The organism is Paraburkholderia sp. RAU2J (assembly GCF_003634845.1).
Lineage (GTDB): Bacteria > Pseudomonadota > Gammaproteobacteria > Burkholderiales > Burkholderiaceae > Paraburkholderia > Paraburkholderia fynbosensis.
The window spans coordinates 2,957,196-2,983,369 of the sequence record NZ_RBXG01000002.1; the positions used below are offsets into that span (position 1 = coordinate 2,957,196).

22 protein-coding genes and 1 pseudogene are annotated in these 26,174 nt (G+C 63.5%); 9 read left to right on the forward strand and 14 right to left on the reverse strand.

Annotation, left to right across the window (positions count from 1 at the left end):
* Positions 1-3: 3 nt before the first annotated feature.
* The 6 genes from B0G69_RS30795 to B0G69_RS30820 form a co-directional block, all read right to left on the reverse strand.
* Positions 4-1,377 carry an HlyD family efflux transporter periplasmic adaptor subunit gene (locus B0G69_RS30795; protein ID WP_121323651.1) on the reverse strand — a complete coding sequence of 458 codons (1,374 nt, stop codon included), beginning with the start codon at positions 1,375-1,377 and terminating at the stop codon, positions 4-6.
* Positions 1,355-3,979 carry an FHA domain-containing protein gene (locus B0G69_RS30800; protein WP_121323652.1) on the reverse strand — a complete coding sequence of 875 codons (2,625 nt, stop codon included), beginning with the start codon at positions 3,977-3,979 and terminating at the stop codon, positions 1,355-1,357. Before B0G69_RS30800 ends, B0G69_RS30795 begins: the two co-directional genes overlap by 23 nt.
* Before the next feature lie 269 nt (positions 3,980-4,248).
* The gene (locus B0G69_RS30805) at positions 4,249-5,706 is read right to left on the reverse strand and encodes an efflux transporter outer membrane subunit (RefSeq protein WP_121323653.1); all 1,458 of its coding nucleotides are present in this window, start codon (positions 5,704-5,706) and stop codon (positions 4,249-4,251) included.
* Between the two features lie 318 nt (positions 5,707-6,024).
* Positions 6,025-6,303, reverse strand: a complete 279-nt coding sequence (locus B0G69_RS30810; protein ID WP_121323654.1) for a hypothetical protein — start codon at positions 6,301-6,303, stop codon at positions 6,025-6,027.
* 289 nt (positions 6,304-6,592) lie between these two features.
* On the reverse strand, positions 6,593-7,027 hold the full coding sequence (locus B0G69_RS30815; protein WP_121323655.1) for a DUF4399 domain-containing protein: 435 nt from the start codon (positions 7,025-7,027) through the stop codon (positions 6,593-6,595).
* Positions 7,028-7,073: 46 nt separating this feature from the next.
* Positions 7,074-7,466, reverse strand: a complete 393-nt coding sequence (locus tag B0G69_RS30820) for a DUF4399 domain-containing protein (protein ID WP_241991565.1) — start codon at positions 7,464-7,466, stop codon at positions 7,074-7,076.
* Positions 7,467-7,933: 467 nt separating this feature from the next.
* On the opposite strand from B0G69_RS30820, the gene B0G69_RS30825 reads away from it, so the two are divergent.
* Positions 7,934-9,946: an SUMF1/EgtB/PvdO family nonheme iron enzyme gene (locus B0G69_RS30825; protein ID WP_121323657.1), complete on the forward strand. Its 2,013-nt coding sequence runs from the start codon at positions 7,934-7,936 to the stop codon at positions 9,944-9,946.
* Positions 9,947-10,020: 74 nt separating this feature from the next.
* On the opposite strand, the gene B0G69_RS30830 is transcribed toward B0G69_RS30825, so the two are convergent.
* Positions 10,021-12,186 carry a serine/threonine protein kinase gene (locus B0G69_RS30830; RefSeq protein WP_121323658.1) on the reverse strand — a complete coding sequence of 722 codons (2,166 nt, stop codon included), beginning with the start codon at positions 12,184-12,186 and terminating at the stop codon, positions 10,021-10,023.
* Between the two features lie 424 nt (positions 12,187-12,610).
* Here B0G69_RS30830 and B0G69_RS30835 point away from each other — a divergent pair, with 424 nt between their 5' ends.
* The 3 genes from B0G69_RS30835 (at position 12,611) to B0G69_RS30845 (ending at position 13,649) form a co-directional block, all read left to right on the forward strand.
* Positions 12,611-12,883: a hypothetical protein gene (locus B0G69_RS30835; RefSeq protein WP_121323659.1), complete on the forward strand. Its 273-nt coding sequence runs from the start codon at positions 12,611-12,613 to the stop codon at positions 12,881-12,883.
* Positions 12,884-12,971: 88 nt separating this feature from the next.
* Positions 12,972-13,247 (forward strand): hypothetical protein, encoded by a 276-nt coding sequence (locus B0G69_RS30840; protein WP_121323660.1) that lies wholly within the window; start codon positions 12,972-12,974, stop codon positions 13,245-13,247.
* Positions 13,248-13,430: 183 nt separating this feature from the next.
* Entirely contained in the window at positions 13,431-13,649 is a 219-nt protein-coding gene (locus tag B0G69_RS30845) for a hypothetical protein (protein WP_121323982.1), read from the forward strand.
* A 504-nt stretch (positions 13,650-14,153) separates the two neighbouring features.
* Here B0G69_RS30845 and B0G69_RS41155 read toward each other — a convergent pair.
* The gene (locus B0G69_RS41155; RefSeq protein ID WP_158609000.1) at positions 14,154-14,318 is read right to left on the reverse strand and encodes a hypothetical protein; all 165 of its coding nucleotides are present in this window, start codon (positions 14,316-14,318) and stop codon (positions 14,154-14,156) included.
* 3 nt (positions 14,319-14,321) lie between these two features.
* On the opposite strand from B0G69_RS41155, the gene B0G69_RS30850 reads away from it, so the two are divergent.
* The 4 genes from B0G69_RS30850 (at position 14,322) to B0G69_RS30865 (ending at position 17,237) form a co-directional block, all read left to right on the forward strand.
* Positions 14,322-14,606 carry a DUF3303 family protein gene (locus B0G69_RS30850; protein WP_121323661.1) on the forward strand — a complete coding sequence of 95 codons (285 nt, stop codon included), beginning with the start codon at positions 14,322-14,324 and terminating at the stop codon, positions 14,604-14,606.
* Between the two features lie 359 nt (positions 14,607-14,965).
* Positions 14,966-15,592, forward strand: a complete 627-nt coding sequence (locus B0G69_RS30855; RefSeq protein WP_121323662.1) for a TetR/AcrR family transcriptional regulator — start codon at positions 14,966-14,968, stop codon at positions 15,590-15,592.
* 104 nt (positions 15,593-15,696) lie between these two features.
* Positions 15,697-16,929, forward strand: a complete 1,233-nt coding sequence (locus B0G69_RS30860; RefSeq protein WP_121323663.1) for a YbfB/YjiJ family MFS transporter — start codon at positions 15,697-15,699, stop codon at positions 16,927-16,929.
* Between the two features lie 152 nt (positions 16,930-17,081).
* Complete coding sequence (locus B0G69_RS30865; protein WP_121323664.1) at positions 17,082-17,237, forward strand: DUF3309 family protein; 156 nt, start codon at positions 17,082-17,084, stop codon at positions 17,235-17,237.
* Between the two features lie 265 nt (positions 17,238-17,502).
* Here the strand turns inward: B0G69_RS30865 and B0G69_RS30870 are convergent, their stop codons facing one another.
* The 5 genes from B0G69_RS30870 to B0G69_RS30890 all read right to left on the reverse strand — a co-directional run bounded on the left by B0G69_RS30870 (position 17,503) and on the right by B0G69_RS30890 (position 23,831).
* A complete protein-coding gene (locus B0G69_RS30870; protein WP_121323665.1) occupies positions 17,503-18,912 on the reverse strand; it encodes a four-carbon acid sugar kinase family protein in 1,410 nt (469 codons plus the stop codon).
* A gap of 14 nt (positions 18,913-18,926) precedes the next feature.
* On the reverse strand, positions 18,927-20,225 hold the full coding sequence (locus B0G69_RS30875) for a ribulose-bisphosphate carboxylase large subunit family protein (protein WP_121323666.1): 1,299 nt from the start codon (positions 20,223-20,225) through the stop codon (positions 18,927-18,929).
* On the reverse strand, positions 20,222-20,761 hold the full coding sequence (locus tag B0G69_RS30880) for a VOC family protein (RefSeq protein WP_121323667.1): 540 nt from the start codon (positions 20,759-20,761) through the stop codon (positions 20,222-20,224). The genes B0G69_RS30875 and B0G69_RS30880 overlap by 4 nt, the downstream gene beginning before the upstream one ends.
* 92 nt (positions 20,762-20,853) lie before the next feature.
* Positions 20,854-22,743 carry a TRAP transporter large permease subunit gene (locus tag B0G69_RS30885; protein ID WP_121323668.1) on the reverse strand — a complete coding sequence of 630 codons (1,890 nt, stop codon included), beginning with the start codon at positions 22,741-22,743 and terminating at the stop codon, positions 20,854-20,856.
* Positions 22,744-22,805: 62 nt separating this feature from the next.
* A complete protein-coding gene (locus B0G69_RS30890) occupies positions 22,806-23,831 on the reverse strand; it encodes a TRAP transporter substrate-binding protein (protein ID WP_121323669.1) in 1,026 nt (341 codons plus the stop codon).
* Positions 23,832-24,028: 197 nt separating this feature from the next.
* On the opposite strand from B0G69_RS30890, the gene B0G69_RS30895 reads away from it, so the two are divergent.
* Positions 24,029-25,084 (forward strand): LacI family DNA-binding transcriptional regulator, encoded by a 1,056-nt coding sequence (locus tag B0G69_RS30895; protein ID WP_121323670.1) that lies wholly within the window; start codon positions 24,029-24,031, stop codon positions 25,082-25,084.
* Between the two features lie 333 nt (positions 25,085-25,417).
* Here the strand turns inward: B0G69_RS30895 and B0G69_RS30905 are convergent.
* Positions 25,418-26,039, reverse strand: a pseudogene (locus tag B0G69_RS30905) (LysE family translocator).
* Positions 26,040-26,174: the final 135 nt, after the last annotated feature.

Below are 26,174 nucleotides of genomic sequence, written 5' to 3' on the forward strand. Positions count from 1 at the left end.
TGCTCAACCCGCCACCTGCCTGAACGGATCGAGGCCCAGATCGATCAGCCGCCGCTCGCGCACCACGATCTCGGCGCTTGCCGTCATGCCGTAGCGCAACGGGTAACGGGTGTCGGCGATCTGGTAGTAGTTCTTGTCGAGCGTGACGCGGCCCTCGTAGACCGGCTGCTTGTCCTGCGCCGACGGTTTGGTGGCGGGCGAAATATAGGCAAGCGTGCCGCTGATCAGCCCATAACGCTGATACGGAAACGCGTTGAATTTCAGCTTCACCGGCAGGCCTTCATGCAGAAAAGCGCGGTCATGTTCGGCGATTTCGATCTTCAGCACGGGCCGTGCGTCTTTCGGCGCGATGCCGCCGAGCGGCGCGTTCGCCTGGATCTTGTCGCCGCGCTGCGTCGATGTCACATCGGTAATGACGCCCGAGACCGGCGCGAGAATCAGCAGGAAGTTGTCCTTGTCGATATTCTCGAAGCGGATTCGCGCGGCGGCCTCGGACACGAGGCGGGCGCTCTGCAATTGCAGACGCACCTTGTCTTCCGCATCGGTGATATCGCGCACCGCCGAATCGTATTGGAGTTGCAGGTCGGTGGTCTGCTGGCCGCTGGTTTCGAGTTGTGCATTCGCCTGCGTGTATTCATGACTCAGGCGAAAGTCCAGTTCGGCGAGTTTCGATTGCGCGACACGGTAGGCGTTGTCCGCTTCCAGCGCGGCGGTCCGTTTCTGCTCGACTTGCAATTCGGCGATGCCGCCGCCCCCCGGCTGCGCAAAGAGCTTCGAATAGCGGTCCAGTTCCTGACGCGCCGCCTCGCGCGTGCGGCGGGCGTTGTCGAGAATGCTGCGCGCTTCGTCGAGTTCCGCCTTCTGCCCTTCGGCAAGCTTGGTGGTGCCCTCCGATACCCGATTTTCGTGCAGACGGGATTCCACTTCCATTTGAGCCTTCAGCGCCGCGGCTTTACGCTCCATCAGCGCCTTCTTCTGCGGAAACTGTTTCGAGTCGCGCTCCGCGTCTTCGAGTTTGAGTTGCGCTTGCAGCGCGTTGCTCGCCGCTTCGATCGCGCCGCGCGCGTTCAGCCGCGCCAGCACGTCGCCTTTCGACACCGGCTGTCCCTCGGCGATGTACAGGTCGGCCAGTTCGCCGTCGATCGGCGCATAGATGCGGCGCACTTCCGATTCGGGCGACAACGTTCCCTGCGCGGTGACGATCACATCCGCCCGGCCGACGAACGACCACAGCAGCCCGGCCACCACCAGCGCGACCATTGCCCAGATCAGCGCACGCGCGATCCGCACCGGCTCGGCAGTCAGAATCGCGATGCCTTCGACACTGTGGTCCTCCAGCGCCTCGGACAACGGCTTAGGGTGATTGTCGCGCTTCACTCTGCTCGCCTCCGATCAATGCCAGCTTCGCTTTCAACAGCCCCGGGTCCAGCACCATGCGCAACTCCGTCAGCGAGCGGCGCTGCAAATCCGCTTCGGCTTCGATGTCCGCGAGCAGGCGGTCAAAGTCGGCGGGATGATCGGCCTTCAGTTGCGTGTAGATGCGCATGCCCTGCTGCGCCGCCGTTTGCGCGTCGGACAGCAAACGCGCCTCACTGCGAAAGCCCGGCGAGATGCCCGCTTCGAGCCGTTGCGTGCCGCCGATCGAACCACTCGCGCGATATTGCTTCCACAGACTCTGCGCGCGCAGCAGCAGATCTTGCGCACGCGCGAGCGCTTTGTCGTGCAGCGCGGCAACGTCTTTATCGATCGACTGCACAAACCACGCATCCGCCTGCGGATCGAGACTTGCATAGAACGACAGCAGGCGCTGGTCGTAATCCTTGCCGCCGCGCGTCTTCTGCAAATCGGTGTACTGATCGAGCAGCGCTTTCTTGTGCACTGCTTCGGCCGCGAGCACGTCGGACCATGGGCCGGCGGGCATCGCCTGCAAATCGGCCAGCGCCTGCTGCGCGTCGCCACGCAGCCACGCCGCGTTCACCGCGTCGTGACGCTCTACCACGTCGACGGATGGCAAACGGCTCGCCGCCAGTTCTTGAAACTGCGCCTGAAAAGGCGGCGTGCCGAAATGCACCGACTTCAGCATCGCGAGCAATGGCGTCAGCTGACGGCTCAGCGCGGCATTGAGCAACGCGGAGTACTGGCGCAAATCCTCGCGCACCCGGTCGAGGCCGGCGAGACGCGGGTAGCGCTGCGCATAATCGTCGAGCACCGGCGGCAGCGCGTCGGGTTTGTCGCGCGCCAGTTCGGTGCGGATCACGCCATTCAGCCGGTCGATCGCGGCGACGTACACCGAATCGTCGCTTTCCAGCTTGCGCAGATGACTCAGCGCCTGCGCGTAAGGCTCGGCAAATACCGGCACGTATGACGCGATCCGGTCGAGCGCGCGCTGATGGCTTTTCGCGTCGTCTTCCCAGCGTTGCAGGAGGTTATTGATCGTCGATTCGTCCGCATACATGCGGATCGGCGCATCCGCGCCGCCGCGCCCCGCCACGAAGCGCTCCAGATCGCCCACCCATTGCAGTTCGCCGACCAGCGAGGTGGCGTCCGCGTTGTCCACGCTCAACGCTCTCATCTCTGTCAACAAAGCGTCGGCCTGATCGAATTGAGCCTTCTGCAATGCGTTCAACCAGCCGGGCAGTTTCGCCTTCAGCAACGCTTCGCTCGCGAGCGCGCTGACTTTGGTGTCCGCCGGATGACTCGCCAGATAGCCTTTCGCCGCCGTGACCGCACTCGTGTAATCGCCGCTCGCCAACAGGTCCTTCAATTCACGCTCCGACGAGCCATGCAAGTAGAGCGCCACCGCGATCGCCGCCAGAACGGCGACGCCCGCGCCGCTCCATCCCGCGATGCGTTTGACGTTCGGACGGTCGTCGTCCGCAAAGGCCTTGCCGAGTTCGCTCGCGACGAGGCGCCAGCGCCGCGGCTTGCCCTTCGCGCTCGCCGCGGGGCCCGAGGCGTTGGCGCCGTGCGCACTACCGCCGCTCGTCGCGCCCTGCGCGCCCTTCGTTCCATTCGTGCCGCTGGTGCCATTCACGCCTTTTGCGCCGCTCTGCGCATCGCGCTTCGCCTGCGCCGACACGGCCGATGCCGCTTCGTTGACTTCGTCTTCACGTTGTAGGCCCGGGTCGACGCAAAAGATATCGAGGAACGAATGCGCGGCGCCGACGAACGTGGTCTTGTCGGTATCGGCCGCATCGTCGACGGCTGGATTGAGGAATAGCTGGGTCACGGTGGGCTCGACATCAGGGGCTTTCTGCAGCGACACCCTGTAGACGAAGTGGTCGCCGCCAAATGCAACGACGTCGCCTTCCACCAGCGGCAGCGCGGATTCGTCCAGGCGTTTTCCGCCAACGAAGGTGCCGTTGGTGCTGCCGAGATCCTCGACGTAGAGTTCTCCACCCTTCAGAAAGATGTGTGCGTGCCGCCGCGAGATGTAATTGACCTGATGCGGATAGCGCTCCTTGTAGCGCGAAAAAACGTCGTCCGCCTTGCTGATGAGAAACGGGAACGCCTGCACCTCGATCGGCTGCAAGCCGAGGTCGTCGCGCTGTGGCACCAGCAGCAGGCCCGGCGTGGGCGGCGTGCTGGCGGCCGCCACGATACGTGCGCGCGGCTCGATACTCACCCGGTAGCACAGCTCGCCGCCGAAGCACAATTCGTCGCCGGCCCGCACGCGCGCCGGCATTTGCCGCACGGCGATGCCGTTTAGCGTGGTGCCGTTCTTGCTGCCGAGATCGGCGACATAAACCACGCCGTGCTCCGTGAAAACGCGCGCGTGACGGCGCGACAGACGCGAGGTTCGCTCGGGCGGGTAGTCGGTGAATGGCGCTTCGCTGCGGCCGATCGCAAACAGGTTGTCGACAATCCGGATCGCGTCGAGCGCGGGACGTTGCGCGGACGCAACCGGCGACAACACCACGTCGAAGGCAGCGATCACGGTCGCGCGCATTTCAGCAATCGGAACTTCGCCGGTGGCCATTTTATCTGGATCACTAAGCGTTTACCCGCCGCGGCGAGAGCGCAACGGAAACGGGACGAAGGACAACGGCGAAACGATCTTGTTGTAATGAGCCGCATGGAATAGGGCCCCTCAACAATTGTAAGTCACGCATGGCGAGTGTCAATTTTCAGATGTTCAGTTGTCAAGGCAGTACGCGTCGTCTGCATCTAAAACACCCACGCCGCGCGCCGTCTCGCGATTAGCTCAGTGTTCCTTTACTTCTCTTTTGCCTGCCGCTTATTTGTCACCTACTTGCTATTGACCTGCGCCTGCACGTCCACGCTCGGCCAGCCGCCGCCCAGCGCCTTGTACAGCAGAACCGTGTCGGACAGAATCAGTTGATGGTTGGCGAGAAGGCCCTGCTGCGCTTCGAGCAAAGTCCGTTCAGTTTCGAACACCTCCAGTTGCGACACCACGCCAAGTCGCAATTGCGACTGGATCTGATCGGCGACGATTTGCAGACGCGACACCTGTTCCTGCAATTCCACGCGTTGCGCCTTATGGGAATTCAGATTGACCAGCGCGTTCTCCACTTCCTCGAACGCACCCATCACGGCCACGCGGTACTGCTGCTCGGCTACCGTCGATTGCGCCTGGGTCGTCTTCACGTGAGCCCGCGTACCGGGATCGAGCAAGGGGATGTTGATGCTCGGCATCAAGCCGAATGTGAACGATTTCAGCAGGTTGTTCAGCGCGGCGCTCGCCGTGCCGCCGTGTGCCGTGAGACCGATGGTCGGCAATTGCGCGAGCTTGGCCTGGCCGACGAGGTCGTAAGCCTCCAGCACTCTGAACTCCGCCGCCACCACGTCGGGGCGGCGCGCGAGCAGTTGCGCGGGAAGGCCGTCCGGTACCGCGGGCAATTGCACGCGTTCCTGCAGGTGGCCCTGCGGCAATTGAAACTCGCCCGCCGGTACGCCCATCAGCGTACAGAGCGCATTGTTGGCAATCGCGCGCGAACGGCGCAAGTCGAGCAGCTCGTTCGTCAGCCGGTTGATTTCCGCCTGCTGGCGCAGCACCTGGGTTTGCGGTATGAGGCCGCTGCGCCGCTGGCCGTCGTAGATCGTGAGAATCTGTTTGTTCGTGACGAGCGTTCTCTGCTGCTGCTCGATCTGGTCGTCGAATTGGAGGATCTGAAAGTAGGTGCTGGCGACGTTCGCCACCAGTTCGAGATACCCGGCGCGCCAATCCGCTTCGCTCGCGTGAAATTCCGCCTTCTGCGCCTGCACGCCCTTTTCGACCTTGCCCCAGATGTCGATATCCCAGTTCACCTGGGCCGCGACGTTGTACTGCTTCGCAAAGGTCTGGCCTGTGGTCTTTTCGAAATCGGCGCCGACGCCGAGGTCCATCGTGGGCAACGCACCTGCTTTGGCCTCTGCGATCTGCGTGCCGGCGACATCGATACGCGCGGCCAGCACTCTGATATCGAAGTTGCCCGCAATCGCGTTGGCGATCAGCGTGTCGAGATACGGATCATGGAAGCCTTTCCACCAGTCGGGCTCGATGGTCGCGGTGGCCGACACCGCGCCCTTCTGATCCGACCACGACGCTTTGGCAGGCGTGTCGGGGCGCTTGTAGTCGGCCATGCGGAAGTCCACGCACGCACCGAGCGACAGCGCGCATACCGCTGCCGCACATACGACGCGCAACGCGGCGCCGGCGCGCTTGCCGCCGCTTGAACGCACCGGCTTGCGCCGTGCCGATGTCATGAGGAAGAAGCGCTGACAGACCGGTGAATCAAGCAACGCTGACACGATTGTCTCCGATGACGCCCGCTTCGCTGCACGCACTGCCCAACGGGAGCGCCCTTCAGGTAAAGCCTCTCCCACGCGGCTTCACCATCGAAGGAGCGGGCGGGAAGGTTGGCGCGGGGATCGGACGGTGACGCGAGGGGTGCGTGCAAAGAACGATTGAAGTGGAAATCTTTTTGAGTCACTAGCCGACACGGCGCCAACGCCAGATCGGTGCTCGACCCGGGCGGAGCGGACCCCGCAGAGGCTGGCAGGCCTTCGCGGGGGACGCGTCGCTCAGGACACGTAGATGTTGTTGGCCGAGCTTACATGCGGAGCGATCGTGGTCGTGGTGCCCGCGACGAACGCTGCGTTGTTGCCGTTCGCGCTCTGGATGCTCATCGTCGTGTTGATGAGCTGGGTAGCGTCGACGGTCTTGCTGTTGTTCGGCGCGTATACCGGCGCATAGCTGAAATAGGATGACGAGGGATAGCCGAAGCCACCGCGCACGGCGCTCATCGCCTTGCTGTCGAGTTGTTCGGTGATGGACAGGTCTTTGATCATCAGCGTGTTCATGGTAAATCTCCTGGAAGGGGAAGGGGAAACTGCACAGTCCTGCGTTCGGGTTCGAGCAATTTGTCTGCTCGGGTGTCACTAACGCATGGGCTGTGCCAGAGTTGGTTTCCGATCCTAAGAGATCTCCGGAAAAGCCGCAGACAAAGGGCTTTGCCGATGATCAGCGAGCCTGGGAGAAGTGAACGCGACGACATGGCAAGCAGCCGATGATGGATTGCAGCCAACAGACAGCGCGAAGTTGTTGGCTGCGTCGTGACACTGGCATGCACGAGGTGCGCCGTGCAAGTTCTCAGCGCGCAATGACGGTGATCTTCTTCGAGTACACCGGCGGATTGTGCGGGACATGCATATCGTCACCCATCAGCAACTGCAGCGTGTGCTTGCCCGGCGGCAATTGAATCATCGTTTCCGTTTCGCCCGCGCCGAAATGCAGGTGGTTGCGGTCCGAAGGAATTTCCTGGTCCATCGGCGGCAGATCGGTGTCGATCAGCAGATGATGGTGGCCCGTATTCGGATACTTGACGCCTTTGGGCGCCACGCCCATGAAACGCAAGCCGAACCACACGCGAAACGGCTTGTTGGCGGGCACGACCTGGCCGTCGTTCGGGTAGCCGATATAGGCGTACGCGCCGGGCGGCGATGGTGTCGTGCCGGCCACGGCGAAGCCAGGCAAGGTCAATCCCGCCGATGTCACGAGCGCCGCGATCACAAAGATCTTGTACATGAGGTCTCTCCGTCCTGACGGACCCGCGTGAAACCAACGGATCGCGCTAGTCTTTTTGCACGGTAATGGTGATCTTCTTCGAATAGACGGGCGGCACGAACGGCACGTGATTCTGGTCGCCGAGAAGCAGTTGCAGCGTGTGCTTGCCCGGCGGCAACTCGATACGCGCGTCCGTTTCGCCCGCACCGAAGTGCAGGTGATTGCGGTCCGACGGAATTTCCTGGTCGAGCGCAGGCAGATCGGTATCGATCAACAGATGATGATGCCCGCAGTTCGGGCGTGCGACGCCCTTCGGACACACCCCCATGTTGCGCAGACCCATGCGCACCCAGAGCTTGCCGCCATGAATCACCGTGCCATCCGATGGCCAGATGATGTATTCCTCGGCGCCCGGCGTCGATGCGGTCTGTTCGGCCAGCGCGATATCGAAAGTCGCCATACAGCCGAGTGCGGCAAACAGCGTTGCGCACGCAGCCGCGCGCCCCATGCCGACGCGCGCTCTCGCTGCATGACGCGAATCGGAAACAACGGGGGTGAGGGTTTTTCTTCGCATGGCGCACTCTCCCGAAGAGGGGTCACGGCCGTCGGCTGCGCAAAGCAGACCGAGCGCTCCGGCTGGATATCGCGGGTGCGAGTGACGGGACGACCGCAAAGTTAAAACGACTGTGCGGCGTTACTTTGTGAATTAGCTTAGGACGTAACTTGCCAAAAAGATACGCCACACTCGTTATCCGTATGACGCGTCGAGTTGTGGCGCGCAAAGCGCGTGCTATCGTTATTGAAAGGTTCCACACGCGTGGTCATCGAAAGCGGCATCGATGCTTGGCCCGAAGTACCGCAGCGAATGCTGCACACAGCGCGGTCCTCGAATGCCTGGGTTCTGTCCGGTACAAACAGGATGCAAAGATGTGGCGAATATTCCTGCTGGTGTGCATGGCCGGGGCAATCCAGGCGCAATGGAGCGTGGCTCATGCGGCTATCTCGACCATGGCGAGCACTGCAATTCCTGCGCCCATTGCAACGGCTGCGCATGCGGCGGCGATAGCCGATACGATCTCGCCATTCACGTTAACGCGCGAGCCTGCGCATTCTCCACGTATCGCGCTCGTGATCGGCAATGGCGTATATGGCGATCTCGCGACCCCTATTCGTTCTAATGCGCCACGCGACGCCGAAGCAATGCGCGACACGCTCCATGCGCTCGGCTTCGACGTCATCATGCGCACGAATGCGGCGCCAGGCGACATGCAGGAGGCGATCGACGAATTCCAGCGGCGTTTGCAAGGCGGCGGCGTCGGACTCTTCTATTTCGCGGGCCACGGCATGCAAATTGGCCGGCAGACGTTGCTCATGCCTGCCGGACTCGATCCACGCGTGCCGGCATCGATGGTGAATAACGGCGTCGATCTGAATAGCGTGTTGCGGGTGATGGCCGCACCGCGTGCGGGTCGGCTCAATCTCGTGATTCTCGATGCGTGCCTGAACAATCCGTTCTCGCCGGGCGCGACGAGCGATGCGCCATCGGTGGGTGCCGATACCGTGATCGCCTATGCCACCGCACCCGGCGGCTTTGCGGCGGACGGCGCGCGCCACGGCGTCTACACGAATGCTTTGCTGCACGCGCTCGAAAGCGCTTCGTCGCAAACGCTCGACGGTCTGTTCGAGCACGTCGCCGCGCAAGTTCGCGATGCAACCGCTGGCGAGCAAAAGCCGTGGATTGCTTCGACGCTCGCTCCCTCGGCTCAGTTGAACGACACCGCCAGCCGCTATCGCGAGGCATCTGTGCCGGTCGTCGCGTGGGCGCGTCAGGAGAATCCGCCCGTCGCGCTGCATAGCAGGGGCATTCTTCCGAAAGACAGCAGCGAGCAATACGAAATCACGTTCTGGAACTCGATCAAGGACAGCAACTACCCCGCCGATTACGAGGCCTATTTGAAGGCCTATCCGAATGGCCGCTTCGCTACGCTCGCTCATGCGCGCATCGATCGCCTGCGCGCGGCGGCTAGTGCGCCAACACCTGCACCCGCACCTGCGCCGCAAGCCGCTCACCCCGCCGCGCCAACGAGTGCCCCGGCGCAGGAGCGCCCGCGCACAGCGTCGGCGCCAAATCCAACGCCCACGCCAAGCGCCGCCGCACCGGCCGCGCCGATTGCCCCACCCGCCGCCGCAGTCGCACAAAAAGCCGTCACTCGCCCGCCCACCGCCGGTGAAAGCCGCGACTGCGCCGCCTGCCCGATCATGGTCCCCGTGCCCGCCGGCTCGTTCGCGATGGGCAGCAGCAGCGACGATCCATCGGAGAAGCCGGTCCACCACGTGAGCATCAGCGCGCCATTTGCCATTGGCAAATACGAGGTGACGGTCGAACAATGGAACGCTTGCGTCGCCGCCAACGCCTGTCAGAAAGCGACGCCCGAAAGCAACACGAACAAGGCCGCACCGGCGCGCGACCTGAGTTGGGACGACGCGCAGCAGTACGTCAAATGGCTCACCAAAGTCACCGGCAAGCCCTACCGTCTGCCCACGGAGGCGGAATGGGAATACGCGGACAGAGGCGGCACGACGACCGCCTACTGGTGGGGTGATCAGATGCGCAAGGGCACCGCCAATTGCAAGGATTGCGGCGACCCGTGGCACAAGGAAGGACCGGAGTCCGCCGGTTCATTCGCGCCGAACCCGCTCGGCCTGTACGACATGAACGGCAGCGTATGGGAATGGACCGCCGATTGCTGGCACAACAACTATCAGGGCGGGCCCGCCGACGGCCACGCATGGGACAGTCCCGGCTGCGACATGCGCGTGATTCGCGGCGGTTCATGGCGCGAAGGCAGCATCTACATGCTCAGCGCGACGCGCTTCAAATACAGCGCGGGCGTACGTCAATCGCAGGATGGCTTTCGGGTCGTCAAAGATCTCAAATGAAGCGCGTGGTCTTGCGGCGAGATCAGCGGCTCATGCGGTCGAGACCAGACGTGGTGCTGACGCCCGCTCCGCCTTTACGGCGCGCGCGGCTTCGTCGTGATCGAAGCAAAGTCGGCGACGATGCGGTCCTGCCCGTATTTGCCGCCGATCTGCGTGAGCCGCGTGTCGAGCGCGCGCAGATAGTCCGCGCGCGATTCGCTTTCCGGACGCGGCTTGTCGAATAGCAGCACCGGCGTAATCAGCAGCACCACCATCTCCGCTCCGAACGGTTTCGAAATGATCCAGTCGCCGCCGCTGCCGATCGTCGCGGCGTAGTGCGGCGGCGCCTGATTGTCCTTCGCGCGCGGGCTCGGCACCATATGCACGACGCTGCCGTCGAGCTGGAAATAGTCGAGGTTCACATACGAGTCGAAGCCAGGCGTCGTCACGTCGACGACCAGCGCGTCGCCCTCGCTCAACTGACCGCCGGGCGGGCGCACATGCAACGCCGCGATGCGCCCCGCTTGCCAGTTGCGAACCCAGTAGGGAGCGAGCGCGTTGACGGTATCGCATTTGTCCTCGGCGATGGGCTCGACGTCGAGCGTCAGCGTATCGACGCCCGGCAAGGCCGCCAACGTTTCCTTCAGATGGGCCGCACCGTAGCGCTGCGAGACGAAGCCGCGCACCGTCAGCGAATGATTCTGGACGGCGGCGGAGAGCGCCGAACACGGTACTTGCGCCAACGTGGGTGCGATGGCTGCGAGCGTCAGTGCGGGCTTGGGCGCGGGTGGCGTGGCGGTTGGGGCCGGCACGGCTGCGGCGCTCGCGGCAGCAGGTGCGGAGTTTGATGCGGTGGATGCCGTCACAGTCGGCGGCACTGCCGCCACCGCATTCGGCTCCGACGCGGTTTCCGCTCGATCCGCCAATGCCTGCGACGCCCCTACCTCCGCCGGCGGCGCACTTGCCTGCCGGCTCGGCCCCGAGCGCAGCGCGAACACGCCGACCGCCGCCGCGCACACCACGGCAAAGCTCGCGAGTCCGACCTTCGCCAACGTACCCGACTTCTCCGCGCGCGCCTCGTTGTCGAACTCGGTGATGAAGCGCACCACGCTCGGCATGCGCGTCGCGCGATCGAACGACAGCGCGGCACGCAACGCGCGCCACTGCCTCGAATCGAGATTCTGTGGCCGCTGCGGCTTGAAATCGGCATTGCGCGCCTGAGTCGCCGACAAACGGTCGAACGGATGGTGACCGGTCAGCAATTCATAGGTGATGCAGCCAAGCGCGTAGATATCGTCGCGCGGATCGGGCTCACGATGCTCGATCATCTCCGGGCTCGCATACGCGGGCGTCAACGCACCGAGGCTGCCCGGATCGAACACGGTCGCGTCGCTCTCCTCTTCGGGGCGCTGAAACACGCGCGCAATGCCGAAGTCGATCACTTTCACTTCGGCGTTGGTGGTCAGAAACACGTTGGCCGGCTTGAAGTCGCAGTGGACGAAGCCGCGTTCATGCGCGTATGCGAGCGCGGCGCACATGCCGCGCACGATCGGCAGAGCCGCGCGCACCGGCATGCCCTGATAGCCTGGCGTGCGCAGCAACTGGCTGAGCGGTTTGCCGCTCAGATACTCCATCGTCAGATAGACGATCGGCCCGTCGCGGTCGAAGTCGTACACCGTGATGATGTTGCGATGCGCGAGAACCTGCGCCTTGCGCGCCTCGCGCTGCAAGGCGACGAGCGAATTCGGATTGCCGCGAAACTGGACATTGAGCACCTTGATCGCGAGATAGGGCTTGCGATCCGATGCTTCGAGCTTGCGCAAGTCGAGCGCCTTGTACACCGTGCCCATGCCGCCCACGCCCAGACATTCCTCGAGGACGAAGCGGTTATTCAACGTGTCGCCGGTGCCTTTGCTCTGGTCGTGTCCCGCGCCGCTCGGCGCATTGCTGGCGTTGCCCGCACTACCTGCGCTACCGGCACTGGCCGAAGGCGCCGATGGAATCTCCACCGTGGTCTGGATGCCGGTTTCTTCCCCACCCGCCGCCACGTTCGAAACGTGCAACTGCTCGATGCGGCGGCGCACTTCGAGGTAGAGATCGTCGGGTAACGGGGTTTTACGATGCGCCGCGCCAAGCATCTCCAGCAGCTGCGTGGGACCGAGTCCTTCGGTCGTCAACGTACTGTCCAGTTGAGCGACGAACTCGTCACGCGACAGCTCGCCGCTCTGAAAGTCGTGAATCACACGTGCAAGGCTAGCCATTTGTGCGAAGCGCCGCCGCTGCCGTTGGGTCCGATCGCATGTGACCGAAGACACTCGGGCTGATGGAAAACCTGTCGTAACCAGTTACATGTGCCGCTTCGATACTAGCTCCCGGTCCGTGCTTTCGCAAACCGGGATTGGCCCGCGCCGTGCATCGCGGGCGTGGCGCGCAAGTGTCGCCCGCCAGCCGACAGCATGCGGCCGTATGTCGGCCATGCGCCACCGCTCGCGCGCCGACGGAACGGAGGGTGACGCTATGGCCAACCTGTGGACGCAATGCGAAAGCCTTGTGCAGCAAGGAGCCACCAACTTTATTAGGAACCTTGAATAAAACTGGCACAGCCCATGCGTTAGTGACACCCGAGCAGACAAATTGCTCGAACCCAATCGCAACACCGCGATATTTTCTTCCAGGAGACTTACCATGAACACGCTGATGATCAAAGACCTGTCCATCACCGAACAACTCGACAGCAAGGCGATGAGCGCCGTGCGCGGCGGCTTCGGCCCGTCGGTCTCGTACTATAACTTCAGCCCGGTCTATGCGCCGAACAACAGCAAGCACGTCGATGCGACGCAACTGATCAACACCCAGATGGACCTTCAGAACGCCAACGGCAACAACGTTGCGTTCGCGGCCGGCATCGCCTCGTCGTTCAGCCCGAGCATCTCGTCGAACAACAACATCCACGTGTAAAGCGTGACGAGGCGAAGCGCTCGCGATCGCGGGCCGCTTCGCCTCACGCCGATCACGCCCGTCTTCCGCGCACCTTTGGAGAATCACCATGTCATCCCTCTTGATTCGCGATCTGTCCCGCACCCGCGAGCTCGACCGCCGCGCAATGTCGGCGGTGGCCGGCGGCGGCACGCCCGGCCTGCCGTCGGTGGCCGGGCTCGGCGGCATTGCCAACGTCAATGTCTCGATCAACCAGAACCTCAACCAGATGCAATACGTGAACGTCGCCGCGCTCAACAACGTCGGCGTGATCGGTGCGGGGTTCGTGCCGCTGCATCTCGACGTCAGCCCGTCGCTGTGGGGCGCCAACTACGCCGCTGCATAAGCACGAGAAGCACCGCAGGAACGGGGGTTCCTTCAGTGCTGCTTCATCGTCACCGACAGACAAGCTGCAAACAGATTTCCTATACTGATAGTGCGACGAGACCTCTCTACATCGAACGACAGACAGTAGCGGCGGCCGGACCCGTTCATGGACCGGCCGCCCAATTTCTTTTCGGGAGCCGTCATGGCGAAGCTCATCATCAAGGACCTTGTTGACAGCGTCGAACTCGACCGTGAGGCGATGGCCGCCATCGTCGGCGGCGCGCGCGTCGGCGCGCGATCGAGTGTGGCCGCGCCGCTGGTGCCGGCCGCCGCGCGCGTCGTCGAATATCCGCCCGGCTTTCCTGCCGCGCATCGGACGATTGCCGAAGTGGCGCTGCCACGTAATCGGCAGCGCGAATAGAGTCGAATTCGAACTGGCATCGCAACGGCATGCGGTACAACCGCATGCCGTTTGTGTTTTGGGCGCGGGTTGTGTCGCGAGTTGTGCCGCTACTTGCACCGTCATATGCGGCCGATGCGTAACACCGCTCACTGCATGAAATCGCGCCGCAATCACCCACTGCTTTTTCGCGCGAAACCCGCGCGCATGGCTGTACCTGAAGCAAAAGCAAAGCCGTACACCGCATGGTGTGGGCTCGCCTGCTTCAGGAAGGATTGCCACGAAATCCACTGTCATTGTCAGAGACCTGCCGCGTCGCGCGGCGAATCGGCGTCGATGGTGAAATCGACGCTGCAATCGCCGAACGCCCTTTGGATGGAACCTATTTGTAGGACGCGCGAGACACCCGCAATTGGAAATGTGGCGTCCCGTTCGCGTTCTCGCCGCAACGGCGGTGCCGGTTCAATTGACCTGGTGAATGTCTGCGCACGGCGACATCGGCTGTCGTGCACTCTCCTATGATGCTTAGGACGCCACGTGGTTTTTTCCTGCCGCCCGCCAATAGCCTGTGCTATCCGGACGGCTCGATGGCGCAGTGGTGTGCGTGGCGCCCGGCAGACGAGGCGTCACCACCCAGACGACGAGCGCGGCGCGCCACGAGCCGGTATCGCCGATCCAGATGGGAGACACGCAATGAAATTCATTGTGGAATGGAACGGTCAGCCGACCGCCGAGAATGCCGTCATCGAACGCTTCATGAAAACCGGCGGCCGCGCGCCCGATGGCATCACCATGCTGGGGCGCTGGCATGCAATCGGCGGCCTGCATGGCTTCGCGGTCGTCGAGGCTGCCGACACGGGGAGCTTGGTGGCGATGTCGCTCGAATGGGGTGACCTGCTGACGATCACCATCTTCCCCGCGCTAACCGATGAAGACCTGGGAGCCGCGCTCGGAAAACATGTGGCAGCACAGCAATAGGTCGTTCATTGGCGCGTTAGGGCGTCACGCAAGAGTACCCGGTAGCCCGTGCCGCCATGCGCGAAGCGGCCGCGCCGCCGCGATTCACATTGGCATTCTGATCGCTGGACACCGCATCGCTGAGCGGCTCTGCGCCGCGCGGCCGGTGCGGGTCCGCGCCGCGCGGCGAATTGTGCACCAAAGCTCCCGGCGCAAGCCAACCTGCACCCGCCGGGCCATCTCCGGCTCTGCGCCGCTCATTCGCCCCTTTGCCGTCGCCCCAAAACTTCCCCCTTGCGTTCTATATCGGCCGATATATAATCCAGTTCTATATCGACCGATATAGAACGGTCGCCGATCACGCATGAAGGACAGTCACCATGGCACGACCCCGTGGATTCGACGAGCACGCCGTGCTCGAAGCGGCCAGCGCAGCGTTCTGGAGCAAGGGCTATGAAACGACCTCCACGCGCGATCTGGTCAAATCGACCGGCCTCACGCAGCCCAGCCTCTACAACGCGTTCGGCGACAAGCGCGGCCTCTACCTGCGAGCGCTCGAACATTATCTGGAGCACATATTGCGCGAGCGGATCGAGCGGCTTGAGAAAACCGCGTCGCCGGCGCGGAGCATTACGCTGTTCTTCCACGAAGTCATCGAGCGCGCGATTGCCGACCCCGACATGCGCGGCTGCATGCTGGTCAACTCGGCGCTCGAAGTTTCATCGGATGACGAAGCATTTCGTGCCATGGTCGCGGCGGAAATGGCGGATATCCGCGCGTTTTTCCACCGGGGCCTGGTCGCGGCACGGCAAAGCGGTGAAATCACCGTCGCCGTGCCCCTCGAAGACGCCGCCTCCCATCTGCTCGCCACGCTGATCGGCATTCGCGTGCTAGCGCGAGTGACGCCGCAATACGTGCTGCTAAGCGGCTCGGTGTCGCCGGCGTTGACGCTGCTCGGCTTGCCTGCGCTGCCGCCGCCGTCGGCGCCACCCGCTTCATCGGCATAAGACGGCCACGTCCGAGCCGCGCGTCCGAACGGGCGCATTCCCTGGTTTTCTCACCGACATCCGGCAGCGCCGCCATCGGCATGCGCACCGGTAAAGGAATCGTCATGTCCGCAGCACCGTCTTCTTTAAGCTCCGTACCACCGGCCTCGCTCGATGCGCGCGCACTCTTTGCGACCTTCGCCGGACTATGTGGCAGTCTCGTCGCCATTGGTCTCGCGCGTTTTGCGTATACGCCGCTGATTCCTTCGCTGATCCAGGCGCACTGGTTCACGTCGTCGCAGGCAGTGACGCTCGGCGCGGCGAATTTCGCCGGCTATTTGATCGGCGCCCTGATTGGCCGTCCGCTTGCGTCGGCGCTGTCGAACCGCAGCGCGTTGCGTCTGCTGATGGCGGTCGTGACGGCGGCGTTCTTCGCCTGCGCCTATCCGTTGTCGATCAGCTGGTTCTTTGCATGGCGCCTGCTGTCGGGTATTTCGGGCGGCGCCATCATGGTGCTGGTGGCGACGTCGATCCTTCCGCACATCCTGCCGCCACGCCGTGGCTTCGTCAGCGGGATGATCTTTCTCGGGCTCGGTCTCGGCATCGCGGCATCCGGCACACTGATTCCTCAACTGCTGCACTTTGGTCTGCAAACCACCTGGATCGGTCTCGGCGTGGTCGCGCTGGTCCTGACCGCGGCGAGCTGGTTCGGCTGGCCGTCGACGAATCCGCCCGCTCCGGTGATACCCGCCGGCACGCATCACGCCGGGCATGCGCATAACCTGAAGCTGCGCCTGCTGTATGCGCAATACGCGGCGAACGCGCTCGGCCTCGTGCCCGCGATGGTGCTGCTCGTCGACTACGTGGCGCGCGGCCTGGGACACGGCGCGGCGATTGGCGCGCAATACTGGGTGCTGTACGGCCTCGCGGCGATTACGGGTCCGGTCATCTGCGGCAACGTGGCCGATCGCATCGGCTTCGGCAACGCGTATCGGATCGCGCTGTTTCTGCAGTCCGCGGCGGTGGCGATGCTGGCGCTCTCGGGCAGCACGCTGGCGGTGGCGACGGCGACCGTGATTCTCGGCATCTTCACGCCGGGCATCGTGCCGCTCGCGCTCGGCCGCATCCACGAACTCGTGCCGCACGATCACATCGAACAGCGAGCCGCATGGAGCCGCGCGACTACGGCATTCGCACTCTTCCAGGCGCTAGGCGGTTATGGATACTCGTTTCTGTTCTCCCATACGCATGACAACTACGCGCTGATTTTCATCTGCGGCGCGACGGCGCTCGCCATTGCGTTCGTCGCCGACATCGTGGTTGCGCGAATCGGCACGCCGCGTGGGGTGACGGCGTGATCGGATGAATACGATTAAAGCGATTCGATTCTCCGCGTCGGGCATGCGGCTTGCTCAACGGAAACACCGATGCTGTCTTCGCACGGTAGCTGCGAAGTTAGCGCGGCCGTCGTGCGAAGGCGGGTCCTTATCAACCAGCGGAGGTCATTGATATGTTGGGAACTATTCTTCTGATCGTGCTGATTCTGCTCCTCATCGGCGCGTTTCCGGCTTGGCCGCACAGCCGTTCGTGGGGCTATGGTCCTACCGGAGGACTCGGTGTCGTTCTGATCGTGGTGATCGTACTGCTGGTTGCCGGCGTGATATAGCCAAATGCGAGCAAACGCAAAGAAACGCGAACCGATTCGTCCACGGGGATGAGAGAACGCTCGTCGTAACGAAGTTCGAACGAACGCGGCCGCCGGATAGCGATATCCGGCGGCCTTGTCATGTCGATGGCCCGAAAAGTCTCGCTGGTCGAGGCACCTTCGCTCATTGTCAGACGGGAACGGACGATGGAAAAGTTACTCGCCTGCCTGGGGTGCAGCGATCTCGTTGTCTCGTTGAATAGCGCTACCGGTTCGCCGTTCAGCCTTAGCGCTCGATGTTCTGACCGACTGCATAGCCATCGACCAGTTGTTCGAACAGTTCCGCATCGCCCATCTGACCGCCCTTGAGCATGATCTCCATGCCGTCGAGCTCCGTGCGGTCGGCATGAAGACGGCACACGGTCACGCCCGCCGATAAGGGCGCTAGATACGACAGCCCCCACGCGTCGAGCGCACGCACGGCGAAGCTCGACGTGTCACCGCCTGCTATGCCGATGCGTCGTAATCGCACGGCGTCGAGCACCTGCCGCAGCAGCGTTGCGCAAGCATGCGCAAGTGACGGCAGCGCCGTGTCCGCTGCGTTCGTCACGCTTGTCGCGTTCACCGCTCGGCGCGTCGTAAATGCAAGCACGTGGCGGCCATCTCGCAACGGCCCCGCGATCGCCGCCACGCGTTCCGCCAGATAGACGGACGCGGCACCGCCGGTCATCCGCTGCGGGTCCAGTTCCACCCGCAGATACGAATGCGCCGCGCCAATCTGCACTTCGGTCAACGGCGACAGACTGCCGGCCAGCACGAACACCGGGCCTCGCGCGCGAGTCAGCGGCGCTGCCGCATTCCCGGCCGACGAATCAGTCCGTTCATCAAGCGCCGACGCATAAGCCTGCGCAACACTGCTCGCGCCGACAGCAAGCAGTGGCGCCACCGCCGCGCGCCGCACAAGCAGCCGGCCGATCGCTTGCAGATGCGCGTCGTCGAGCACGTCGAACAGCAACGCGTCCGGCTTCGATTCAAGCCGGTGCCGCACTTCGGATTGCAGCGCGGCGTCGCCCGCCGCGTAGCATCGCCAATCGATCGATTGCACATGCTCGACGCCCTGGCGTTGCAGATGCACACGCAAGTCCGCCTCGTTCATCGGCGTAACCGGATGACGGCTCATCGTCGGATGACGGTCGATCCGATAGACCGCTTGCCGATCATCGTCCGCCCCGGCCGCGGCGAACAGTTGACCGAACACGCAGTAGCGCCGCAAATTCGGCTGACCGCCGATCACCGCGACCAACTCGTTTGCGCAATGCTCGCGCAACGTGCGAATCGCCACGCCGATGCTGCCGGTGCGCGGCGCGCTATCGAAAGTCGAGCACACCTTGTAGTGCATCACGCGCACACCGAGCGCGGCGAACGCGGCGCCGACCCGCGCGAGTTCCTGCTGCTGCGCGAGCGGCTCCATGGTCCGCGCGGCGCCTGCGACGCCGAGCGCGTCGAGTTGCCCGAGTCTCGCCAGACGGGCGGCATCCGGTGGCGCGAACAGCAGCATCGTGCGCAAGCCGGCGCGCGCGAGATGCGCGAGCGTATCGGTCGCGCCTGTGAAGTCGTCGCCGTAGAACGCGTACGCGGGACCCGTGTCACGCGATTCGCGTATGCCTCGACGGCTAAAATCGTCCATGTCGCTCATGTCCCGATTCGCGCTCAGGCGCGTTCGCCGAAAAACGCCAGCGCGCGCCGCAACTCCGGCATCCGCTCGGCGTACACCGGCAACGGCGTACCGGCCTGCACGGCCGACCATGCCTGACGCACGCTCGTCACGCCCGCGGACGGACCATCCGGATGCGCGAGAATGCCGCCGCCGGACATGAACAGCAGATCGGTGGAGCGCACCGCGTCGAAGGTCGCTGGCGCGGTGCCGGCCCACTGCCCCGACGAAAACGCGGGTAGCACGGTGTCGTCGCAACCGGACGCGAGCGGTGTCGCGCAATCGCGCGCCGATTCGATGACTTCCATATCGCTCTGGGCGAATTTGCCGGCGAGGCCGTGTACGTGCATATGATCGACGCCAGTCAAACGCCATAACATTTGATATGCCTGGAACGAGATGCCGAGCGCCGGATCGCGCGACATCATCCCGTAGCCGTTGCGATGCGCGTGCAGCACGAGCGGCGTCGCGCGGCGCAGCGTCTGGATCGCGGAGAAGCCGCACCAGTTGATGCTCGCCATCACGCAATTGCCGCCTTCGTGCTCGACCAGCTCCGCGTGACGGCGCATCGCGTCGAGGTCGTCGGTGATATTGAACGCGACCATCACGGAGCGGCCGCTGCGTTCGCGGTAACTGCGCACTTCGGACATGACCGCCCGCACGCGTTCGGCAAGCGGCGCATGCGCGGGATTCGCACATACTTCGTCATCCTTGATGAAATCGACGCCCGCTTCGCACAGCTCGCGCACCAGCGCCGCCGTTTCCGCCGCGCTCAGACCGACGTTCGGCTTGATGATGGTGCCGATCAGCGGACGGTCCGTCACTTGCGTCAGCGTGCGCGTGCCCGCCACGCCGTGACGCGGCAATTCGAAGCGCGCGCGATAGGAAGCCGGCAAGCGCAACGACAGTAACCGCATGCCGGTGACTTCGCCGAGATCGTACAGATTGCCCGCGACGGTGGCGGCCAGCGTCGGCAAATTCGCGCCGATGTTGGCGAGCGGAAACGAGAGCGTGACGCGCGCGCGCCGCCATGGCCCCGGCATGCCTTGCCGGATGAGCCATGCGCTCGGCAGACTGGGCTGCGCCACGGCTTCGAGTTCCGCGATACGCAGCACGCTCGCGCGGCTGCGTGCGCGCAGCGCATCGGTTTCATTGGCAACGCGCACGAACGTGCCGCTCGACTGTTCGCCGGCCATCACCTCGGCGACTTGCGCGGGATCGAGCGGCGTCTCGATCAGATAGTCGGCTTCGAGGGTGTCGTCGTTGGCCGGTTGCGCCTGCTGCATCGCGCTCATAGCGTGCCCAGGTCGGGAAAGCGGCGCACCGGCTCACGCCCGTCCCAATCGCGCGATGCCGCGTAGATCATGTCGAACAGCTTGCCCTTGGGCCCCGCGATCTCCGAGAGTTCGATCACGGTGCCAGGATGATCTTCCGTATCGAAGTAGACGAAGCGCCCGTTACGTCCCACCTCACCGCTCATCGCCACTTTGAAACCCTGCTCCTGAAGGCGCGCGAGGTCCGCGTCGAACGAGGTGGTCCAGTAGGCGTTGTGCTGCAAACCGGTATGGCCGGCGGCCAGGAAGTCGCGATACATCGAGGGCGCGTCGTTGCGCGTCTGGATCAATTCGACCTGCAGCGGCCCCGAGTTCGCCAGCGCGACCGAGTTGTGCACTTCATACGTTTGCCCGCGATACGCGTAGTTTTCGATCGGCACGCGTTCGTTGTAGAACCATGGACCCACGCCGAGCACGCGGCTCCAATAGTCCATCGCGGCTTCGATATCACGCACCACATAGCCGGCCTGCCGGATTTCGCCAAAGAAACGACTCATGAAACTCTCCCGATGCTGCGGGTTTTGAAGGACGAGCGACGCCCCGGCGCGGCGGGAATGCAGCGCCCGAAGGTCGAACCTGTGAAGAAAACTTAGAGGAAGCCGATCGAAATCCAGGGGATCGCCGCGACCAGCAGCAGGCCGAGGATCAGCGCGCCCATATACCCGACGATCGGACGAATGCCCGCATCGGGATTCACTTTGCTGATCGCGCACGCCGAGTAGTAGCCGACGCCGAACGGCGGCGAGAAGAGCCCGACGCCCATCGACAGGATCACGACGATCGCGTAATGCACCTCATGCACGCCCGCGAGTCGCGCGATCGGAAACAGCAGCGGCCCGAACAGCACGATCGCGGGAATGCCTTCGAGCACGCTGCCGAGCATCACGAACACAACGATCGACACCGCGAGAAAGCCATACGCGCCGCCGGGCATCGAGCCCATCAATTGCGCGAGATCCTGCGAAAAGCCGGATTGCGTAAGCGCCCAGGCCATCGCAGTCGCGCAGCCGATAATGAACAGGATCGCGCCCGACAGGGTTGCCGCATCCACCAGCATGCGACCGAGCCGCCGCCATTCGAAGCGGCGATAGACCAGCAGGCCGATCAGCATCGAATACGCGATGCCGATGGTCGACACTTCGGTCGCCGTCGCCACGCCCTCGACCACCGCCATGCGAATCACGAACGGCAACGCCAGGGCCGGCAACGATACGATGAACAGCCGGCCAATCTGCCGCTTGGTAAACCGCTGCGCGCCGCTCAGGTCCTCCTTGCGATAACGCCACCACACCACCACGCACAGAATCAGCGCGAGCACCGCGCCCGGCAGCATCCCGGCGGTGAAGAGCGCGGAGATCGACAGCCCCGTGACCGAGCCGATCGTGATCAGCACGATGCTCGGTGGAATGGTTTCGCTTTGCGCGCCCGTTGTGGCGAGCAGCGCGACCAGATCGCCTTCGGACGCGCCGCGCTTTTTCATCTCGGGAAATAGCACCGGCGCGATCGCCGCCATATCGGCGACTTTCGAGCCGGAAATGCCCGACACCAGATACATCGCGCCGATCAGCACGAACGACAGGCCGCCATGAACGTGACCGACGAGGCTCGCGAGAAACTCGATCATCGCGCGCGCCATGCCGGTCATTTCGATCAGCAAACCGAGAAAGACGAACAGCGGCACGGCGAGCAGCACCAGATGCGACATGCCCTCGTCCATCCGCCCGACCACCACTTCGAGCGGCGTGAAAGTGGAGAGGCCGAGATAACCGAACGTCGCGAGTGCGAAAGAGAAGCCGATGGGCACGCCTGAAAAAATGCCGATGGCCACGACGCCGACAAAGAAGATCACCAGGTTGAGCTTGCCGAGCGTCTGGAACCACGGCCCGGCGAATACGCACACCACGGCAAGCAGCGCGGCGATTGCGAGCACGATGACGACGTCGCGCGCACGGCTTACCTGAGCGAGCCGGATCAGACCGACCAGCAGCATCAGCGCGGCGCCGATCGGCAACGCGAGCGCGCGCCACGCGTTGCTGATCTGCAGCGCGGGCGTGACGATCGCCGCCTCGCCGGCCGCATAGTCGTACGCTGGCGCGATCAACAGTGCGAGCAAGGCGATCGACGCGGCGATCGCGAGCGTATCGACGAAGGCGCGCCGTTGCGGCGACAACCGGCTCACGAGCGCCGTCATCCGCATATGTTCGCCGCGCCGTAATGCGAGCACCGCGCCGAGCATCGCGAGCCACAGGAACAGGATGCCGGCCAGTTCATCCGACCACACGAGCGGCTGATGCAGCACGTAACGCGACACCACGCCCGCCAGCATCACGACGATCTCCAGCGCCAGCAGCGCCGCCGCGCACACTTCGACCAGCGCGATCAGGCCGCGGTCCAAGGTTCTCAGCCAGCGGCGCGGCGTGCTGGCCGCGTGCATCGGCACGGCCGCCGCCTCTGCCGGATTCAATGCGTGATTCGACATCCTGCGGTCTCCTCGCGGCTCTTCGCCGCGCGTCTTCTGATGCTCACCGGACTGCTGCACGCTCAGGCCAGCTTGCCGACCGATTGTTCGAGCAGATCCCACGCCTCGTTGCCGAACTTGCCCTTCCACGCGCCATAGAAGCCCGCCTGACGCAGCGCGACGCGGAACGTGTCCGGCGCGGGCCGATTGATCGTGAGCCCCTTGCTTTGCAGATCGGCGACGGCTGCGTCGTTGAGCTTTCGGACATCCTCACGCTGCTTGAGCGCCGACTGATTGAACGCGTCGCTGGCAATGCCTTGCAGGTCTTTCGGCAGACGCTGCCACGCACGCTGGTTCAGCACGAACCAGTAGCCGTCCCACATGTGATTGGTCAGCGAACAGTACTTCTGCACTTCGTAGAGCTTCGCGACCTGCACGATCGGCAGCGGATTTTCCTGCGCATCGACGATATGCGTTTGCAGCGACGAATAGACTTCGCTGAATTGCAGGCTGGTCGGCGCGGCGCCTAGGCCCTTGAACATGTCGATGCTGAGCGGACTCACCGGCACGCGAATCTTCAGACCGCGCATGTTCTGCGCGCTCGTAATCGGGCCGTTGCTGGTGGTGGTCTGACGAAAACCGTTGTCCCACATCTTTTCGAACGATTCGAGCCCGGCTTTCTGCATGGCCGCCCGCACATAGGCGCCGAGCTTGCCGTCCATCGCGCCCCACACCTGGTTGTAATCGCTGAACGCGAAGCCAACCGCATTGATTGCCACCGACGGCGCGAGCGTCGACACCACGAGGGCCGAAGGCGTGAACATTTCGATGCCGCCGCTGCGTACCTGCGCGAGCATGTCGGTGTCGCCGCCTAACTGGTTGTTAGGGAAGATCCGGATCTCCATGCGCCCCTTCGACGCCTCGCGAATCTGGTTGGCCGCCTCCTGCGAACGCACGTTCAGCGGATGCGTGAGCGGCAGGTTGTTGCCGTACTTGAACACGAATTCCGGGCCGGACGCCGCGCGCACGATCGCCGGAAAGCCCAGCGTACTGGCCACCGGCACGGCGGCCGCGGAACGCAGCAATGTGCGTCTCGCGAGGTTGGTCATTTGAGCGTCTCCTTGCTTATAATTGATGTGACTGTGGAATCCATCAAAATCCATCATCACCCGGTTCAACGCGTCGATTTTCCGGTCATCACAGTTGAGTCGCCGCGCGATAGCTGCAAGACTAGGCGTGCGCGGCACCTGCGTCAAACCGCGGACTTGATGTTTTTTGATGGATTTCCAATTTGTGAAGGACTGCCATGTCCGAACCGCTTCACCTCACCGCCGCCGCGCGCGCACGCATTCCGGACATAGCGCGCGTTGCCGGCGTGTCGACGGCCACGGTGGATCGCGTGCTCAATGCGCGCGAAGGCGTGCGCGCCGTCACCGCGCAACGCGTGCTGCAAGCGGCCGCGCAATTGGGCTATCTGCTCACGCCCGCCGCGCCTGCGGCGAGCGCGTCGAAGCCGATGCGCATCGCGTTTCTGCTGCCGGCCGGCACCAATCGCTACCTGCACATGCTCGGCGACTACATCGACTTCGCGCACGATCAATGGAGTGCGCTGGACATGAAGTGCCGTGTCCATTACGTCGAGAGTTTCAACCCGAAAGAACTGGCCGACCGTCTGTTGCATTACGGACAGCGTGCGGACGGCGTCGTGTTCATGGCGCTCGAGCATCCGGTGGTGCGCGATGCCGTCAATGCGCTCGCGGACCAGGGCGTGCCGGCCATCACGCTGATTTCGGATCTGTCGAATGCGCGGCGGCTGGCTTATGTGGGTATCGACAATCGTTCGGCGGGGCGCACGGCGGCCTTGTTGCTGGGGCGCTTCATGGGACCGCGGCCCAGCGGCAAGATCGCGATGCTCGCGGGCAGTCTGAACTATCGCGGTCACGAGGAGCGCGAGATCGGCTTTCTACACCTGATCGAATCGACGTTTCCGCAAGTGCGCGTGATCGGACTGCGCGAGGGACACGACGACAGCGAGCGCAACTATATGCAGACCCGCAAACTCCTGGAGCAGCATCCCGACCTCGCGGGCATTTATAACAGCGGCGGCGGATCGGACGGCGTCGCCCGAGCGATTGTCGAGGCGCGCTCGGAGCAGAAGATTCTGTTCGTGGGACATGGCTTGACGCCTGACACGCGCGCGCTGCTGATCGACGGGACGATGGATGCGCTGATCACTCAAACGCCGCAAGCGATGGTGGGCAACTGTCTGCGGATTTTCCGCAACGTACGCGAGAAACGCGACGCGATGAGCGATGTGAAACCTGTGCAGTTCAGCATCGTGCTGCGGGAAAATTTGCCTTGAAGGAGGGCTGTTTTGCGCGCCGCACGTGGCCGCGACGAATGCTGTAGCAACTCTTCGAGCCTGCGTCCGGCGCACCTTAGGCGCTGCTGCCAACCACTGCGATCCAGGTCAGGCACGGCGGATGCTCGGTCACTTTCGTATTCGCACTTCACCACGAAAGGAGATCACATCATGCCTTATCTACTCGGCTGGCTGCTCGGCGTCCCGTTGATCGTACTGGTCATCCTGTACCTGATCTTCCATTGACCTTTTGCAACAAGAGAGGCGGCGCCCATAACTGGGCGCCGCCTTCGCGCGTCGGTGCAGCGCACGCGCATTGACGCATCGGCGGAATCAGCGCACCGCCGCCATCAATGCGCCCATGCCGACCAGCAGACTGCCCATCGTCCGGTTCAGGACGCGTAGTCGTTTCGGCCGTTGCAAGACGGTGCGCAAGCGATGCGAAAAAATCGCCATCGACGCGACGCCCAACGCAAACACCACTGCGAACGTAGCGGCCAGCAACAGGTATTGCTGATCCGCAGACCAATGCGCTTCATTCGAAGACGTGCTAATGAACTGCGGAAAAAGCGATGGAAAGAACAGCAAGGTTTTCGGATTGAGGCCCGAGGTGGCGAAGCCGCGCCAGAACATGCTGCGTTGCTGCGAACTGTCGGTGGGAACCGCGAGACTGCCGCTGCGCCACTGCTTGCTGCCCAGATAAACCAGATAGATTGCGCCGGCCCAACGCAGCGCGATCAACGCACGCTCGTCGATCAGCAACAGCGAGTTCAGACACAACGCGGTGAACGCTAGTTGCAGAAGCACAGCGCACGTGCCGCCCCAGACGCACGGCAACGCGGCGCGCCAGCCAGCGCCGAGCGGCCTGGCTCATCGTCAGTACATCGACCGGACCGGGGGAATAAACGAGCACTAGCGCAGCAAGAAGAAACGAAACGTACAGCTGGATCGGCATCGGCGGGCAAGGAGGCAAGGAGGCAAGGAGGCAAGGGGCTGCGTTGCCGATGCATGACGTCTCAAGGTACGGAGTCGCAGCCCCGGCAATACTGCCGATCATGCTGACAAGCATCGGTCAGGAACATGCGTCCAT

What these genes read in the sequence shown, in the direction of transcription:
- B0G69_RS30800 (WP_121323652.1), bottom strand. Translation starts at nt 3,979, where the DNA reads ATGGCCACCGGCGAAGTTCCGATTGCTGAAATGCGCGCGACCGTGATC.
- B0G69_RS30820 (WP_241991565.1), bottom strand. Translation starts at nt 7,466, where the DNA reads ATGGCGACTTTCGATATCGCGCTGGCCGAACAGACCGCATCGACGCCG.
- B0G69_RS30880 (WP_121323667.1), bottom strand. Translation starts at nt 20,761, where the DNA reads ATGAGTCGTTTCTTTGGCGAAATCCGGCAGGCCGGCTATGTGGTGCGT.
- B0G69_RS30850 (WP_121323661.1), top strand. Translation starts at nt 14,322, where the DNA reads ATGAAATTCATTGTGGAATGGAACGGTCAGCCGACCGCCGAGAATGCC.
- B0G69_RS30865 (WP_121323664.1), top strand. Translation starts at nt 17,082, where the DNA reads ATGTTGGGAACTATTCTTCTGATCGTGCTGATTCTGCTCCTCATCGGC.
- B0G69_RS30895 (WP_121323670.1), top strand. Translation starts at nt 24,029, where the DNA reads ATGTCCGAACCGCTTCACCTCACCGCCGCCGCGCGCGCACGCATTCCG.
- B0G69_RS30860 (WP_121323663.1), top strand. Translation starts at nt 15,697, where the DNA reads ATGTCCGCAGCACCGTCTTCTTTAAGCTCCGTACCACCGGCCTCGCTC.
- B0G69_RS30815 (WP_121323655.1), bottom strand. Translation starts at nt 7,027, where the DNA reads ATGTACAAGATCTTTGTGATCGCGGCGCTCGTGACATCGGCGGGATTG.
- B0G69_RS30805 (WP_121323653.1), bottom strand. Translation starts at nt 5,706, where the DNA reads ATGACATCGGCACGGCGCAAGCCGGTGCGTTCAAGCGGCGGCAAGCGC.
- B0G69_RS30830 (WP_121323658.1), bottom strand. Translation starts at nt 12,186, where the DNA reads ATGGCTAGCCTTGCACGTGTGATTCACGACTTTCAGAGCGGCGAGCTG.
- B0G69_RS30875 (WP_121323666.1), bottom strand. Translation starts at nt 20,225, where the DNA reads ATGAGCGCGATGCAGCAGGCGCAACCGGCCAACGACGACACCCTCGAA.
- B0G69_RS30890 (WP_121323669.1), bottom strand. Translation starts at nt 23,831, where the DNA reads ATGACCAACCTCGCGAGACGCACATTGCTGCGTTCCGCGGCCGCCGTG.
- B0G69_RS30845 (WP_121323982.1), top strand. Translation starts at nt 13,431, where the DNA reads ATGGCGAAGCTCATCATCAAGGACCTTGTTGACAGCGTCGAACTCGAC.
- B0G69_RS30855 (WP_121323662.1), top strand. Translation starts at nt 14,966, where the DNA reads ATGGCACGACCCCGTGGATTCGACGAGCACGCCGTGCTCGAAGCGGCC.
- B0G69_RS30870 (WP_121323665.1), bottom strand. Translation starts at nt 18,912, where the DNA reads ATGAGCGACATGGACGATTTTAGCCGTCGAGGCATACGCGAATCGCGT.
- B0G69_RS30825 (WP_121323657.1), top strand. Translation starts at nt 7,934, where the DNA reads ATGTGGCGAATATTCCTGCTGGTGTGCATGGCCGGGGCAATCCAGGCG.
- B0G69_RS30810 (WP_121323654.1), bottom strand. Translation starts at nt 6,303, where the DNA reads ATGAACACGCTGATGATCAAAGACCTGTCCATCACCGAACAACTCGAC.
- B0G69_RS30835 (WP_121323659.1), top strand. Translation starts at nt 12,611, where the DNA reads ATGAACACGCTGATGATCAAAGACCTGTCCATCACCGAACAACTCGAC.
- B0G69_RS30885 (WP_121323668.1), bottom strand. Translation starts at nt 22,743, where the DNA reads ATGTCGAATCACGCATTGAATCCGGCAGAGGCGGCGGCCGTGCCGATG.
- B0G69_RS30840 (WP_121323660.1), top strand. Translation starts at nt 12,972, where the DNA reads ATGTCATCCCTCTTGATTCGCGATCTGTCCCGCACCCGCGAGCTCGAC.